Source organism: Psychromonas ossibalaenae ATCC BAA-1528, assembly GCF_000381745.1.
Taxonomy (GTDB): domain Bacteria; phylum Pseudomonadota; class Gammaproteobacteria; order Enterobacterales; family Psychromonadaceae; genus Psychromonas; species Psychromonas ossibalaenae.
Genome location: NZ_KB906971.1, coordinates 29,956 through 45,266, shown reverse-complemented (window position 1 = coordinate 45,266; position 15,311 = coordinate 29,956). Strand labels below are relative to the sequence as shown.

At 42.4% G+C, this 15,311-nt stretch carries 12 protein-coding genes; 9 read left to right on the top strand and 3 right to left on the bottom strand.

The window, feature by feature from the left end; all coding sequences use genetic code 11:
• Window positions 1–152 precede the first annotated feature (152 nt).
• The 6 genes from queA (at window position 153) to nlpI (ending at window position 6,797) form a co-directional block, all read left to right on the top strand.
• Window positions 153–1,193 carry a tRNA preQ1(34) S-adenosylmethionine ribosyltransferase-isomerase QueA gene (gene queA / locus G327_RS0103820; RefSeq protein WP_019613439.1) on the top strand — a complete coding sequence of 347 codons (1,041 nt, stop codon included), beginning with the start codon at window positions 153–155 and terminating at the stop codon, window positions 1,191–1,193.
• Window positions 1,194–1,240: 47 nt separating this feature from the next.
• Window positions 1,241–2,365 carry a tRNA guanosine(34) transglycosylase Tgt gene (gene tgt / locus G327_RS0103815; RefSeq protein WP_019613438.1) on the top strand — a complete coding sequence of 375 codons (1,125 nt, stop codon included), beginning with the start codon at window positions 1,241–1,243 and terminating at the stop codon, window positions 2,363–2,365.
• Window positions 2,366–2,417: 52 nt separating this feature from the next.
• On the top strand, window positions 2,418–2,753 hold the full coding sequence (gene yajC / locus G327_RS0103810) for a preprotein translocase subunit YajC (protein WP_019613437.1): 336 nt from the start codon (window positions 2,418–2,420) through the stop codon (window positions 2,751–2,753).
• A gap of 63 nt (window positions 2,754–2,816) precedes the next feature.
• On the top strand, window positions 2,817–4,679 hold the full coding sequence (secD, locus tag G327_RS0103805; RefSeq protein WP_019613436.1) for a protein translocase subunit SecD: 1,863 nt from the start codon (window positions 2,817–2,819) through the stop codon (window positions 4,677–4,679).
• Window positions 4,680–4,693: 14 nt separating this feature from the next.
• Window positions 4,694–5,641 (top strand): protein translocase subunit SecF, encoded by a 948-nt coding sequence (secF, locus tag G327_RS0103800; protein ID WP_019613435.1) that lies wholly within the window; start codon window positions 4,694–4,696, stop codon window positions 5,639–5,641.
• 235 nt (window positions 5,642–5,876) lie between these two features.
• The gene (nlpI, locus tag G327_RS0103795) at window positions 5,877–6,797 is read left to right on the top strand and encodes a lipoprotein NlpI (RefSeq protein WP_019613434.1); all 921 of its coding nucleotides are present in this window, start codon (window positions 5,877–5,879) and stop codon (window positions 6,795–6,797) included.
• A 75-nt stretch (window positions 6,798–6,872) separates the two neighbouring features.
• Here nlpI and trxB read toward each other — a convergent pair whose 3' ends face one another.
• Together trxB and rne are read right to left on the bottom strand one after the other, a co-directional pair.
• The gene (gene trxB / locus G327_RS0103790) at window positions 6,873–7,823 is read right to left on the bottom strand and encodes a thioredoxin-disulfide reductase (protein ID WP_019613433.1); all 951 of its coding nucleotides are present in this window, start codon (window positions 7,821–7,823) and stop codon (window positions 6,873–6,875) included.
• A 181-nt stretch (window positions 7,824–8,004) separates the two neighbouring features.
• Window positions 8,005–11,175 carry a ribonuclease E gene (rne, locus tag G327_RS0103785; RefSeq protein WP_019613432.1) on the bottom strand — a complete coding sequence of 1,057 codons (3,171 nt, stop codon included), beginning with the start codon at window positions 11,173–11,175 and terminating at the stop codon, window positions 8,005–8,007.
• A gap of 377 nt (window positions 11,176–11,552) precedes the next feature.
• Here rne and rluC point away from each other — a divergent pair, with 377 nt between their 5' ends.
• The 3 genes from rluC to G327_RS0103770 all read left to right on the top strand — a co-directional run bounded on the left by rluC (window position 11,553) and on the right by G327_RS0103770 (window position 14,297).
• Window positions 11,553–12,491 carry a 23S rRNA pseudouridine(955/2504/2580) synthase RluC gene (rluC, locus tag G327_RS0103780; RefSeq protein WP_019613431.1) on the top strand — a complete coding sequence of 313 codons (939 nt, stop codon included), beginning with the start codon at window positions 11,553–11,555 and terminating at the stop codon, window positions 12,489–12,491.
• A gap of 165 nt (window positions 12,492–12,656) precedes the next feature.
• Window positions 12,657–13,301 (top strand): HAD family hydrolase, encoded by a 645-nt coding sequence (locus tag G327_RS0103775; RefSeq protein WP_019613430.1) that lies wholly within the window; start codon window positions 12,657–12,659, stop codon window positions 13,299–13,301.
• Between the two features lie 12 nt (window positions 13,302–13,313).
• Window positions 13,314–14,297, top strand: a complete 984-nt coding sequence (locus G327_RS0103770; protein ID WP_019613429.1) for a glycosyl transferase family protein — start codon at window positions 13,314–13,316, stop codon at window positions 14,295–14,297.
• A gap of 44 nt (window positions 14,298–14,341) precedes the next feature.
• On the opposite strand, the gene G327_RS0103765 is transcribed toward G327_RS0103770, so the two are convergent.
• On the bottom strand, window positions 14,342–15,304 hold the full coding sequence (locus G327_RS0103765) for a peptidoglycan binding protein CsiV (protein WP_019613428.1): 963 nt from the start codon (window positions 15,302–15,304) through the stop codon (window positions 14,342–14,344).
• Window positions 15,305–15,311: the final 7 nt, after the last annotated feature.

The following is a 15,311-nucleotide window of genomic DNA, read 5'->3' as shown; positions in this document are numbered from 1 at the left end:
ATCTTCCATATAGGTCTGTTTTTGTCTTTTACAACAAGCTGTTATCTACATTTTATTTTTTATGTAAATTTCGCTGCAGCTATTATCTATAGCTATGCACAGACAGACTGCTGCGGTATACTATGCCGCTTTGTTTGCGCGGATATAATTATATGAAAGTTTCTGATTTTTCTTTTCAACTGCCGGAAGAGCTGATTGCTCGTTATCCTATGCCGGATCGCTCGTCTAGTCGTCTACTTTCGTTAGACGGACAGACAGGCGCTTTAACACATCTGAATTTCAGTAATATCTGTGAGCTTATCAATAAAGACGACCTGCTTATTTTTAATGATACACGTGTGATCCCGGCCCGTTTATTCGGCGAAAAGGAAACCGGCGGCAAAATTGAGGTGCTGGTAGAAAGGGTTTTAGACGAAACAAGTTTTCTAGCGCATGTGCGCAGTTCAAAATCGCCAAAACCAGGCTGCAAGCTGCGTTTAGAGAACAGCGTGGACGCGCTGATGGTACAACGCCATGGTCCGTTGTTTGAAATACATATTAATAATGAAAAAAGTGTATTAGAAGTATTAGAAAATATCGGTCATATGCCCCTGCCGCCGTATATCGACCGTCCCGATGAAGATGCTGATAAAGAACGCTACCAGACAGTTTATAATAAAAATCCGGGAGCGGTTGCAGCGCCGACTGCCGGCCTGCATTTCGATCAGGAAATACTAGATAAACTGCAGGAAAAAGGTGTTGATTTTGCTTTTGTTACTCTGCATGTCGGCGCCGGTACATTTCAGCCGGTTAAAGTAGATAATATACTCGATCATCAAATGCACAGTGAGTATGCACAGGTATCGCAGCAAGTGGTTGATAAAATTAATACAGCCAAAAAGAAGGGCGGCCGGGTGATTGCCGTCGGAACCACCTCTGTGCGTTCTGTTGAAAGTGCCGCTCAGGCCGCAGTTGAAGAAGGCCGAGAATTATCTCCCTATTTTTCTGAAACCAGTATCTTTATCTATCCGGGTTACAAATTTCAGTTAATCGATGCAATGGTCACTAATTTCCATTTGTCGGAATCCACATTATTGATGTTAGTCAGTGCCTTTTCCGGTAAAGATAATATCGACAATGCTTATAAAACCGCCATTAATGAAAAATATCGTTTTTTCAGTTACGGCGACGCTATGTTTTTAACCAAGAACTAACAAACTTTTTTAACAATAATCAGACTGTTTATCTGATAAGGAAAACCATGAAATACGAATTAATTACAACTGACGGACGCGCACGACGCGGTCGTTTAACATTTGACCGCGGCAGCGTAGAAACGCCTGCATTTATGCCGGTTGGTACTTACGGAACGGTTAAAGGCATGACACCTGAAGAAGTTGATGCAACCGGTGCAGAGATTTTATTAGGTAATACTTTCCACCTGTGGTTACGTCCTGGCCAGAAAGTGATCAGGCAGCACGGTGATCTGCATGACTTTATGCAGTGGAAAGGGCCTATCTTAACGGATTCAGGCGGTTTCCAGGTGTTCAGCTTAGGGAAAATGCGTAAAATAAAAGAGGAAGGTGTTTACTTCCGCAGCCCGGTTAACGGCGATAAAGTATTCTTATCGCCTGAAGTATCAATGGAAATCCAGTACGATTTAGGCTCAGATATCGTAATGATTTTTGATGAATGTACTGCATACCCGGCAACGGAAGAAGAAGCAGATATTTCCATGAAACTGTCACTCCGCTGGGCACAGCGCAGCCGTGATCGTTTTAATGAACTGGAAAACCCAAATGCACTGTTTGGTATTATCCAGGGCGGCTGTTTTGAACATCTACGTGACATCTCACTTGACGGTCTGACTAATATCGGATTTGACGGTTATGCAATCGGTGGTCTTGCTGTTGGTGAACCGAAAGAAGATATGCACCGTATTCTTGAATATATTGCACCAAAAATACCGCTTGATAAACCTCGTTACCTGATGGGCGTTGGTAAACCGGAAGATCTGGTTGAAGGTGTCCGCCGCGGTGTTGATATGTTCGACTGTGTTATGCCGACGCGTAATGCCCGTAATGGTCATCTGTTTACGACAGACGGCGTCATTAAGATCCGTAACGCTAAACATCGTGAAGATACAAGTCCTTTAGACTCAGAGTGTGACTGCTACACCTGTAAAAATTATACTCGGGCGTATCTATATCACCTTGACAAGTGTGGAGAAATCCTCGGTGCGCGTCTAAATACGATCCATAACTTACGTTACTACCAGCGTTTGATGAAAGGTTTGCGTGATGCCATTTCACAGGGTACATTAGAGGACTTTGTTGACACGTTCTATCAGCGTATTGGAAAAGAAAAACCACAGCTGGACGTTTAACAAATTTAATTACAACAATAATATTTAATTTTCAATTTACAGGGGATACAAGATGAGTTTTTTCATTTCACAAGCACATGCAGCAGCTGAAGGCGCACCGGAGCAGGGTGGTTTTTCTTTTATTTTTATGATGGTTATCTTTGCTGCGATTTTCTACTTCATGATTTATCGCCCGCAGGCTCGTCGTTCTAAAGAACATAAAGGCCTGATGGATAACCTTGGTAAAGGTGATGAAGTATTAACACAGGGCGGTTTAATCGGTCGTATTGTTAAAATCAGTGACGAAAATGATTATGTTCAAATTGAACTGAATGAAAATAACGTTATTGTTCTTAAAAAAGATTTTATTAGTGCGGCTCTTCCTAAAGGCACGATTAAATCAATCTAAGTAAATAAAGCGAAACAGTTATCTGTTTCGCTTTTTTTAGTCCCTACTTTAAAGGACAGAAATGTGTTAAATAAATACCCTATGTGGAAGTATGTACTGCTCGGCTTTATTGTGCTGATCAGCTTACTTTACGCAGCTCCGAATCTATACGGAGAAGATCCTGCTATTCAAGTTTCCGCAACTCGTGGTGCAAAAGTAGAACTTGCTACTTTAGATAAAGTTCAAAGTATTTTAGAGCAGGCCGGTATCAGCCCTAAAAGTGCCGCTTTAGAAAATGGGCAAATATTAGTCCGTTTAAAAACTAGTGAAGATCAGCTTGTTGCCCGTGAAAATATCAGCAGCAGTCTTGGTGACGGTTTCGTTACTGCATTAAATTTAGCCCCGTCAACTCCTGCCTGGCTTGAAGCCATCGGCGGCGGACCTTTAAAACTAGGTCTTGATTTACGTGGTGGTGTGCACTTTCTGATGGAAGTGGATATGGATGAAGCGGTTGTTAAAGCGCAGGAGCAGATGGTTCAAGATCTGCGTTCGGATCTGCGTGAAGAAAAAATTCGTTTTCGTGGAATCCGCAAAGACTCCAGCACCACGGGTGTTTTGTTACGCTTCACAGACCAGGATACTTTAGATAAAGCGGTTGATTTCTTAAAACCGAGAAATGCTGGTTTCGAGTTTACTGATAAAGTAGAAAAAGACGAGTATGTCTTGACTATTGCTATGACAGAGCTGAAATTAAAATCAATTAAAGAAGATGCTCTGCAGCAGAACTTAAGTATTCTGCGTAACCGTGTTAATGAACTGGGTGTAGCTGAGCCGCTAGTACAGCGCCAGGGCATTGACCGTATTGTAGTAGAACTACCCGGTATTCAAGATACTGCCCGTGCTAAAGAGATCCTTGGCGCAACGGCAACACTGGAATTCCATCCGGTAGATTCTGTAACTGATGTTAATGACGCATTAGCCGGCCGCCTGCCTTCCTCTTCAGTTATTTATAAAGAGCGTAATGGCCGTCCAGTGGTTGTTAAGAAGCAGATTATCTTAACGGGTAACCATATTGTTGATGCACAGTCCAGTGCCGATGAATACGGCCGCCCGCAGGTTAATATCTCTCTTGATTCAAAAGGCGGCAGTAAAATGTCTCGTTTTACCAAAAATAATATTGGTAAACCGATGGCAACACTGTTTATTGAATACTTACCGACGGGTAAGAAGAAAGCTAACGGCAAACTTGAAATCAAAAAGCGTGAAGAAATTGCTAATGTTGCAACCATTCAGGCACAGCTAGGCCGAAGCTTCCGTATTACTGGACTTGATAATGCAGCAGAAGCGCATAACTTAGCACTGTTATTACGTGCTGGTGCCCTGATTGCACCAATTCAGATCGTTGAAGAGCGTACAATCGGTCCAAGTTTAGGTGAACAAAATATCGATAACGGTATCAAAGCGATGACTTACGGTATGCTTGCCGTGATTCTGTTTATGTTTGTCTATTACCGTAAGTTTGGTGTAGTGGCGAATACTGCGTTGTTATTTAATATCGTGATGATTATCGGTGTTATGTCGATGATTCCGGGGGCCACATTAACACTGCCTGGTATTGCCGGTATTGTATTAACCGTAGGTATGGCTGTTGATGCTAATGTATTGATATTTGAACGAATTCGTGAAGAACTGCGTGCTGGAAAATCAGTACAGAAAGCGATTCATGAGGGATATGCAAATGCATTTTCAACCATTGCCGATGCAAATATTACTACCTTAATAACTGCAATCATCCTGTTTGCTGTGGGTACAGGACCTATTAAAGGTTTCGCAGTGACACTTGCGATTGGTATTGCAACTTCAATGTTTACGTCAATTTTTGGAACGCGTGCTATTGTCAACGCAGTCTGGGGCGGTCGTAATAACATTAAAAAACTATCAATTTAAGGCAAGGATAAATTATGTTTGAGTTATTTAGAGCGAAGCAGACTCTTCGCTTTATGAAATATTCAAAACCTGCTTCTTGGTTTTCAATATTGTTAATTGTTGGTTCTCTGGCAACATTGAGTATTAACTGGTTAAACTGGGGACTTGATTTTACCGGCGGGACTCTGATTGAAGTTGGTTTTGAACAGCCGGCTAATTTAACCGAAGTTCGTGCAACGCTTGCAGAAGCTGATTTTGGTGATGCTATTGTGCAGCATTTCGGCAGCAGTCATGAGGTGATGGTACGCCTTGCTCCTCGTGAGGGTGTTAAAGGAGAAGTTATTGGTACAAATGTACTTAACGCCCTGCAGCAGGCCGATTTTGGTCAGGTTGACATGCGTCGTATCGAATTTGTCGGCCCGAATGTAGGTGACGAGCTGGCTGAAGACGGCGGTTTAGCGATTATTATCGCGCTTATTTGTATCCTGATTTATGTTAGTGCGCGATTCGAATGGCGTTTAGCGATGGGATCTGTTTTCGCCCTTGCTCACGATATTATCATCACATTAGGTGTTTTCTCTCTGTTTCAGCTGGAGTTCGACTTAACGGTTTTAGCCGCGCTGCTGGCGGTAGTGGGTTATTCGCTTAATGATACAATTGTTGTATTTGACCGTATACGCGAAAACTTCCGTCTGCTGGCAACATCAACGCCTGAAGATATTGTCGACCAGTCGTTAACACAAACTTTAAGCCGTACATTAATCACATCGGGTACAACCATCTTTGTACTTGTATCGCTGTTTATCTTCGGTGGTGCTCTGATACACGGCTTTGCGACAGCGTTACTGATTGGTATATTTGTTGGTACTTACTCATCGATCTATGTTGCCAGCTCATCGGCTATTAGATTAGGCATTTCACGTGATCATATGATCCCTGAAGTGGTTGAAAAAGAGGGGGCAGATCAGGAGGCAATTCTTTAATAGAAGCTGTTTTACTCCTTTTATTGTCTAAAAAGCACTGTTCGCAGTGCTTTTTTATGCCCTTATTTTAAGTGTTCGCTGAGAACAGCGTTCCGGTTTTTCTTAGGCACATTGATAAACCTGGAAATAACTGCTTTAACTAAATCATGTTTTTGCAAACGCTTTACCGAGATCGACCTTTACTTTATCTGTGTTATAGTTCACTCTTAAATCTCTTATCTACAAGGGTTTATTCATGAGAATTCATTTATCTACACTGCTTTTCTTACCGATATTATTAACGCTGACCGCCTGTCAGAGTGTTTCTACTGATGATGAGGTTGTACCTGAAAGCACTGCCGTTTCGCCAATATTCCCGATTGCAACCGCGGTGCAGATTGATTACCAGGATGAAGTAAAACTGCTCCGTATTAATCAGCTGATTGCCGAGCAGAAAGCGCTGGATCCGAAGCAGCGTGCCGTTTTGTTTTATGAACGCGGCATTATTTATGATCGTATGGGCTTAAGTGCGCACAGCCGCTATGACTTCCATCAGGCAATTAATATTGATCCGACTTTTGCTGATGCTTATAACTCCTTAGGCCTGTATCTGTTATTAGCGCAGTCATACAGTGAAGCGTTTGAAAACTTCGATTCCGCCATTGAGCTGTCCGAAAATATGCATTACAGCTACCTGCACCGTGCCATTGGTTTATATCAGGTACACCGTTACGAGCTGGCTAGTGATGATATTAATACTTTTTATGAACTCGATGTTAACGATCCGTATCGGGTTTTATGGCGTTTTATTATTAACAGTAAAACAATGCCGCAGGAAGCGCAGCAGGCACTGCAGGATGCTCAGCAGTTAGATAAAGATAAGCGATATGCCTGGTTACTGGTTGATGTTATTGCCGGTCGAACAACTGAAAAGGAATTTTTTGAGCGCGTTTCATTCGGGGTTAAGAGTAACAAAGAGCTGGCACAGCGTTTATGTGAAGCTTATTTTTATCTGGCACACTGGCATAAATTATCCGGTGATTTAGAAACCGCTATATATTACTTTAAATTAAGCACTGCCACTAACGTGCATGACTTTATTGAATATAAGTATTCGCTGATAGAATTAGCTGCGATTCAGAAGATGCTGCAGACTGAATTAAAAAATAACTTATAGAGTTCATCAGCCAATAATTTTTGGACCTAAAAAAGGTAACCCGCGGGTTACCTTTTGTGTTTCTACTGTTAAATTTTACAGATTATCTAAGAAACGTTCCGCATCCAAGGCCGCCATACAGCCTGTTCCTGCTGAAGTGATAGCCTGACGGTAGATATGATCACTAACATCACCGGCTGCAAATACGCCTTTAATGCTGGTTTGAGTTGCATTACCTTCACTGCCTGTCTGCACTTTTAAGTAACCGTGGTTCATCTCCAGCTGGCCTTCGAACATGTCTGTATTCGGTTTGTGGCCGATAGCGATAAATGCACCCATCACTTCAAGCTCTTCAGTATTATCGGATAAAGTGTCTTTTAAGCGCAGTCCGGTAACACCCATCCCATCGCCTAGGACTTCATCTAAGACTCTGTCTGTATGAAGAATAATATTACCGTTAGCGACTTTGTCATTCAGCCTGTCTAACAAAATTTTCTCAGAGCGGAAACCGGTACGACGGTGAATAAGGTGAACTTCTGAAGCAATATTTGACAGGTATAATGCTTCTTCAACAGCGGTATTACCACCGCCGACAACAGCAACTTTCTGGTTGCGATAAAAGAAACCGTCACAAGTCGCACATGCAGACACACCACGGCCTTTAAAAGCTTCTTCTGACTCAAGGCCAAGATAGCGTGCAGATGCACCTGTTGCGATAATTAAGGCATCACAGCTATACGTGTTGCTGTCACCTTTAAGGGTAAAAGGGCGTTTAGTTAATTCAACTTCATTAATATGATCAAATATAATTTCTGTATCAAAACGCTCGGCATGTGCTTTCATGCTGTCCATCAGACCTGGTCCTGTCATATCGGCATTACCGCCCGGCCAGTTTTCTACTTCTGTAGTTGTTGTCAGCTGACCTCCCTGCTGCATTCCTGTTAATAAAACCGGGTTTAGGTTAGCGCGGGCGGCGTAAACAGCGGCAGTGTATCCGGCAGGGCCTGAGCCTAAAATTAATAATTTGTGGTGTATTGTTTCGCTCATATAAATACCTTGAAATAAATTGAGTCGTTTGTTTTGCATACAATAAAGTAAACAAACTGTTATAGGATTTAGGGGAGTATAGTAAACCGCCAGGTAAAAAATAGCAGTATAAAAAAACGGATATTTCAATGAAATATCCGTTTGATTTAATAGGTAAAAGCTATTGAGTAATATTAAAACATTACAGGGCTGCTTTTACCGTTTCACTGCTTGAGTGACTCGTGGCAAAGCGACTACCGGCTTGTTGTGTGGATTTTGTAATGGGTGCTCGTTCAGTTGCACCGATAATTACAATTTCTGCACTAAGGTCCAGTGCATCACTAACCGTTCTGGTCATTGGTGAAGTGGCGGACTGTGTAACTGCACTTACTGTTCCGTATTTTTTAGCCGTTGTAGAAGCTTCAGCTGCAGGAGTTTTAACAACAGGTGCTTCAACTACTGGAGTTTCAGCTGCAGGTGTTTCAACTACAGGTGTTTCAACTACTGGAGTTTCAGCTGCAGGTGTTTCAACTACTGGAGTTTCAGCTGCAGGTGTTTCAACTACAGGTGCTTCGACTACAGGAGTTTCAACTACATGAGTTTCAACTACAGGTGCTTCAACTACAGGAGTTTCAACTACAGGTGCTTCAACTACAGGAGTTTCAACTACAGGTGCTTCAACTACAGGTGTTTCAACTACAGGTGCTTCAACTACAGGAGTTTCAACTACAGGAGTTTCAACTACAGGAGTTTCAACTACAGGTGCTTCAACTACAGGTGCTTCAACTACTGGAGTTTCAGGTAATATCTGTGTCGCCTGTTTAATCACTTCTTCAGAAATACTTTCCTGAAGCTGTTGGGCTGCCTGGTGAGTATCAGTTGTATTTTCAATCGTACTGATTTCGCTGGCAACAGGTGCTTCACTGCGTGTTTTCTGCTCAATTTCATTTAATGCGTCGGCCATTTCTGCCATTGCTTGATCAGCAACGGGTTCAAACGGCACTTCAGCTTTAATTTCAGTTTCTGGATAACGGCTGCAGACAGGGTCCTGCTGACTAGCCGGCACTGTGCTTTCGATATTATCTTCAGCAACGTTGTTCTTTTTCTTACGCTGACCATTGTTGCGCAGATAACGAGAACGGCGGCTTGGAATTGCAACCGGAGTATATTCATCTCCTGCAGGTTTAGCTTCGCTATTAACTTGCTCTGTTTCGCTTACTTTTTTCTGAACCGCTTGTTTTTCAGCGGCAGCAGGAGCTGCTTTAGGCTCTGCTCTGCGTGGTTTTTTCTTAGCCTGCACTGGTTGCTCAACCGGTGCTACCGCTTCTACTACAGGTGTCACTGCATTTTCTAGTGCCTGTTCAGGATTCTGCACTCGTACTTTCTTGCGCATATTTCTGCGTTTACGACGAACTGCAACTACTTCTTCGTTTTCTTTTTTGCTATGCGGCTGCTGAGATCGCTCCTGTTTTTTAACACGTTCATTGTCTTTACGCGTATTTGGCTTGCGTTCGTTACCTTTTGCTTCAGGGCTGCTTTTATCTGCTCGGTTCTGATTGCGGTTACGGTTACGGTTACGGTTATTACTGCGCTGACGCTGTGTATTCTGCGGACGTTCTACTTTTTTCTCTTCAGTCTTTTTCTCTTCTGGTTGAGCTTCTTGTTTATCAGAGAAGAATGCTGAAACAGCTGAAAGCAGACGAGAAACGAATGACGGCTCAGGCTGTTGTACTTTTTTGTCAGTACTTTTGCTCGGCTTAGCTTTAGTTTCTACTTCTTTTTTCGGGCTGGAAAAACCGGTTAAAACAGGGTCTGAGTCTTTTTTATGTTCATCTTTGATGACATTCGGTACATAAACCGTATGCTGCTTCTCAAGCGCATCATAGTTGATGTCTTCTTTGCCGTCTTTACGAGTTCGTTTGATTTCGAAATGCGGTGTTAAAAGGTTAGCATTTGGAATTATGTACACTTCGCAGCTATGGCGTTTTTCGATTTTAGCCACAGCACTACGTTTTTCATTAAGCAGGTAAGCTGCAACAGCAACAGGTACAGTTGCCTGAATCTGTACGGTATTTTCTTTTAATCCCTCTTCTTCGATTAAACGTAGAATTGCTAATGCAAGTGATTCGTTATCACGAATAGTACCCTGGCCATGACATCGCGGACAAACACGGGATGCTGATTCACCAAGAGAAGGGCGGATGCGTTGACGTGACATTTCCATTAAACCGAAACGTGAAATTCTACCCAGTTGAATACGTGCTCTATCCTGACGCACAGATTCACGCATACGGTTTTCTACTTCACGCTGATGACGAGCCGGAGTCATATCGATAAAGTCGATAACAACCAGGCCGCCTAAATCTCGCAGGCGCAGCTGACGAGCAATTTCTTCTGCTGCTTCTAAGTTGGTATTAAATGCCGTTTCTTCGATATCACCGCCGCGTGTAGCACGAGCTGAGTTAATATCAATTGATGTTAGTGCTTCAGTAGGATCAATAACAATTGAGCCGCCTGACGGTAAACGTACTTCGCGCTGGAAAGCTGATTCAATCTGGCTTTCTACCTGATAGTGGGTAAATAGCGGGATTTCACCCTGGTATAATTTAAGGCGGTTAACATAATCAGGGCGAACCATTGCAATATGGTTTTTAGCAAGTTCAAAGGTTTTAGCGTGATCAATAACAATTTCACCAATGTCACGGCGTAGGTAATCACGAATAGACCGTACAATAACGTTGCTTTCACGGTGAATTAAGAATGGCGCCGGTTTTGAACGTGAAGCTTCATCAATTGCCTGCCAATGATTAACTAAAACGTTTAGATCCCATTCTAGTTCTTCCGGTGTTTTGCCAACACCCGCAGTACGTACAATCAGACCCATTCCGTTCGGTAGTTTTAGATGGCTAAGTGCTTCTTTTAACTGTGTACGCTCATCACCTTCGATACGACGAGAAATGCCGCCTGCTCGAGGATTATTCGGCATTAATACTAAGTAGCTCCCGGCAAGGCTGATAAAAGTCGTTAAAGCCGCGCCTTTATTACCGCGCTCTTCTTTTTCGATCTGGATAATAACTTCCTGGCCTTCTTTAATCACGTCTTTGATATTTGGACGGCCTTTAAAGGAGTAACCTTCAGGGAAGTAAGTTCTAGCAATCTCTTTAAGTGGAAGGAAACCGTGACGATCAGCGCCGTAATCAACAAATGCGGCTTCTAAACTTGGTTCAACACGGGTGATTTTACCTTTGTAGATGTTTGCTTTCTTTTGTTCATGACCCGGGCTTTCAATATCCAGGTCGTACAGTTTCTGCCCGTCTACAAGGGCAACACGCAGCTCTTCTGCTTGAGTTGCATTAATTAACATTCTTTTCATTTTATTAAACTCTTAATTTTATCGTTATTTTTTAGTGTGTTGGCAATACATTTGCTCACTTGACCTCGGGTCTGTTTATACAGTCTCTCGACTGGGAATGTGCAGAGGTGCATTATAAAGTGAAAGCAAGAAGCTCATTAATCAGGTTTGCGCAGCTTAAAAACTACTAGGCTGACAGACCAGTTGATTTAAATTAATCAATATAATATTAATGAGTAAAAAGGCTCAACATTATGTTTTCATTATTTTCGTTATTTCGACTTCTAGTCAATATTGCATCAACGAGTCGCTAACTAGCCGATTCTCTCATTAATAGGTGCTTAGCCGCAATACAAATTTTTACATATTATCTGTTTAAGTCGTGATAAACTTAACGAATGGAACAGATAAATCACTCAGTACGCATACTTGAGATCACTCAAGAAAATGCACAGCAACGAATCGATAATTTTCTTCGTTTACATTTAAAAGGTGTCCCTAAAAGTATGATCTACCGGATTGTGCGTAAGGGAGAAGTGCGTGTAAATAAAAAACGTATCAAACCTGAATATAAACTTCAGCAAGGTGACCTGGTGCGAATTCCGCCGGTGCGTGTTGCTGCAGAAAATTCCTTACCTTCACCTAAGCTTAATATAATTGCGAAGCTTGAATCTTTAATTGTTTATGAAGATGATGGTTTGATTATTCTAAATAAACCTTCCGGGCTCGCAGTACACGGCGGCAGCGGCTTAGATTTTGGTGCGATTGAAGGATTGCGTTCACTGCGTCCCGAAGCGCGCTTTTTAGAACTGGTACACCGCCTTGATAAAGCAACATCCGGTTGTTTATTAATTGCCAAAAAACGCAGCATGTTGCGCGCTTTACATGAGCAGCTGCGTAATAAAACCATGAATAAACAGTATATGGCCCTGGTAAATGGTGCCTGGGATAAAAAATGGCGCAGCGTTCGTGAGCCGTTATTAAAAGATTCACAAAATTCAGTCGTGAAAGTAAGCCCTGAGGGCAAACCTTCTGAAACTCGTTTTAAAATACTGCAGCGTTATCAGGGCTGTACACTAGTTGAAGCTAGTCCTGTAACGGGGCGGACGCATCAGATTCGTGTGCATACAGCTTGTAAAGGTCATAATATTGCCTGTGACGACCGTTACGGCGATGATGATTTCAGCAGTAAAATGCGTAAACTCGGGCTTAACCGCCTTTTCTTACATGCAGCACATATTACTTTCTTTCATCCTGTTCTTGAAAAAGAGATGACAGTCAGTGCTCCTTTGTGCGGTCAGCTTGCAGATTTACTGGAAAAACTGCAGCGCAGTTAAATTAAATAAGCTGAATATCCGCTTAAACTTTTTAAACGGTTATTCAGCTTTTATTATTCCTTTTTGCCTGCTGGTACAAATTTAACAAACCGGCAGCTTATCATTGTATTTTCATTTTATATCCTTATGCTGTTTCTTAATCATTTACAGATAAAGAGAGGTAAAATGAAATATCCGGTTATTATTTTCGACTGGGACGGTACATTAATGGATTCAATCGATAAGATTGTCACCTGCGTGCAGCATGCCGCCGCTGCCTGTCAACTGTCACCTCCTTCCGCACAAGCTGTTCGTCATATTATCGGGCTGAGTTTAGAGAAATCTATGCAGACTTTGTTTCCTTTAGAAAATAAAAGTAAACATGGTGAGATGATCGATGCTTATCGACAGCAGTACCTGCATATTAATCAGCAGGAAACGCCTTTTTATCCCGGTATCAGGGTGTGGCTTCAGTCGTTAAAAGAGCAGGGTTATATTCTTGCTGTTGCAACGGGTAAAGGACGCCGCGGCCTTAACCGTATGATGGATAAATATGATGTGCTGGATCTGTTCAGCGTGACTTACTGTGCCGATGAGACATGCTCTAAACCAGATCCGTTAATGCTGTATAAAATATTAGAAACATTAGATGTTAAAGCTGAGCAGGCATTGATGATCGGTGATTCCAGTTACGATTTAGAAATGGCTAATAATGCGAACATTGCCTGTGTTGGTGTTACCTACGGCGTTCACGATCAGCAGATACTTTCTCAGTTTAAACCTATTGCAATATTAAATGACCTACCCACACAGCTTGGCTCTTATATATAAACAAGGATTAATATGTTTAGTGAATACATTAAAATAACCGGTCGGGGTGAAAAAGGACGCCGTTCTTTAACACAGCAGGAAGCTTTTGATGCATTAACTTTGTATCTTAATGGTGATGCACAGTTATTACAGCTTGCTGTACTGCTGATGCTGCAGCGGGTTCGTTGTGAAACGGCTGAAGAAGCTGCCGGTTACATTGAAGCACTGCGTGAGACTATCTCTCCGCAGTGGCGCTCATTGAATGCAGATTTAGACTGGCCGTGCTTTGCAGGGAAAAAACGTCAGCCGCCATGGTTACTATTGGCCGCTAAAGTATTAGCACAACAGGGAAAACGAGTTATTATCCATGGTTATAATGCCGTTGATGCGGTTAAGTTCCAGGTTGAAGAGGCTTGCCCTGTGTTAAATATCAGCATTGCACATTCCCCGAAGCAGGCTGCGCAGATCCTGGATCAGACTAATATTTGTTATCTGCCTTTATCTGCCTACTGTCCTCAGATGATTCCTTTATTAGCATTACGTGAACAAGTCGGCTTACGTACACCGCTCAATACTGTTGCCAGGGCACTTAATCCATGTGCTGCTCCTTATGCTGTTCACGGAGTATTTCATAAAGGTTATGAGAAGCTGCATGCGCAGGCTTCGGTATTAAGTAAAGAGGTTAATATGATTGCTTTTAAGGGCGAGGGCGGGGAAAGTGAAATTAATCCGCGCGTAAGTACAACTGTCTGCGGTGTGCGCAGCGAAAATAACAGCAGTAGTTACTTTGAAGAGCAGTGGCCTACATATTTAGAAGAGAGCAGCGGCGCCCATGGTGAGGTTTCTGCTGAGTATTTAAGCAGAGTCTGGAAGGGGGAAACACAAGATGAATATGGTGATGCGGCTGTTATCTCCACCATCGCGGTTTTATTAAAGCAGTTTAATGAGGCAGTCAGTCAGAAGGAATGTCTAAAGCAGGCTGAACATTACTGGCAGGCAAGAGATAAACAAGCCTAATAATAATGCCCGTCTATTGCTGACGGGCATATTAGTTCTAATCGTTATTCTGACTCCGGTTTCGCTGGAATTTTTCTTATCTGTACTATCATACCCATTAACGGATGATCCAGGTAATGTATCTCTTCACTGCGCAGACGACGATTCTGGTCAAAAAGCACTTCTTTGATCACTGTTTCCTGAGCTGCAGGTATATTATCAACAGGGTCTGTCTGATTGATTATCTGTACATCATTTTCACCGTCGATTACTTCAAACTCAGTAAGCGCAGTTTCTTCAGCCTGTTCGATATCTTGTTTGGCCGTCTGACGGATAACCAGCTGACTATCAATAAACAGGTAATGCTGCAGATAGACTTTAAAATTGCCGTCAATTTCCCACTTATCTGTCTGCTGCACAGCAGGCGGTAGTACACTGCTGATATCCAGCTCCGCAGCTGTAGTTTCAGTCGATTCAATCAATGTTGTATCTGTAATGGCAGTATTCGTAAGCTCAGTTTCTGTCGTGAGCACTGCCGGCTCATTGCTTTCTGACTTAGCCTCTTCTGAAGGTACAGTAAAAGCTAAATTTTTACCTGCAAAAAGGTGAATCGGCAGTGCTTTGGATCTGCTGTCAACGGGCATACGCCAGGCTAGATGTACAACAGGTGTAAAAGAAGCGTGATTTTTTAATTTTTTACGCTGCTCTGTTAGCTGCAGCTGTGATTCATCTAAAAGCTGAAAAACATTGTTTTCACTATCAAACTGCTCTGCTGTTATAACAACCGGAAGCTGTTCGTTCAGGCAGCTTTGATCCGGCTGGCATTGGTGGTCTGCTTGAGCTTTTAACATACTGATGCTGTTTGTTGTATCAACAGAGATATTATCCGCCGCTAATTGCTCACTTACATTTTTAATCTCTGTGCCGCGCTGAAAAAGAAGCAGTTCAACTTCAAACCAGCGCTGCTCGGCAGCGGCTGAAAATGAGGTGCAGGTTAAAATAAAGGGTAATAACAGTCTGTAATTCAAGATGTAT

Bases quoted from the DNA above. Each gene is read 5' to 3' on its own strand.
- queA (WP_019613439.1), top strand. From the start codon at position 153: ATGAAAGTTTCTGATTTTTCTTTTCAACTGCCGGAAGAGCTGATTGCT.
- tgt (WP_019613438.1), top strand. From the start codon at position 1,241: ATGAAATACGAATTAATTACAACTGACGGACGCGCACGACGCGGTCGT.
- yajC (WP_019613437.1), top strand. From the start codon at position 2,418: ATGAGTTTTTTCATTTCACAAGCACATGCAGCAGCTGAAGGCGCACCG.
- secF (WP_019613435.1), top strand. From the start codon at position 4,694: ATGTTTGAGTTATTTAGAGCGAAGCAGACTCTTCGCTTTATGAAATAT.
- nlpI (WP_019613434.1), top strand. From the start codon at position 5,877: ATGAGAATTCATTTATCTACACTGCTTTTCTTACCGATATTATTAACG.
- trxB (WP_019613433.1), bottom strand. From the start codon at position 7,823: ATGAGCGAAACAATACACCACAAATTATTAATTTTAGGCTCAGGCCCT.
- rne (WP_019613432.1), bottom strand. From the start codon at position 11,175: ATGAAAAGAATGTTAATTAATGCAACTCAAGCAGAAGAGCTGCGTGTT.
- rluC (WP_019613431.1), top strand. From the start codon at position 11,553: ATGGAACAGATAAATCACTCAGTACGCATACTTGAGATCACTCAAGAA.
- G327_RS0103775 (WP_019613430.1), top strand. From the start codon at position 12,657: ATGAAATATCCGGTTATTATTTTCGACTGGGACGGTACATTAATGGAT.
- G327_RS0103770 (WP_019613429.1), top strand. From the start codon at position 13,314: ATGTTTAGTGAATACATTAAAATAACCGGTCGGGGTGAAAAAGGACGC.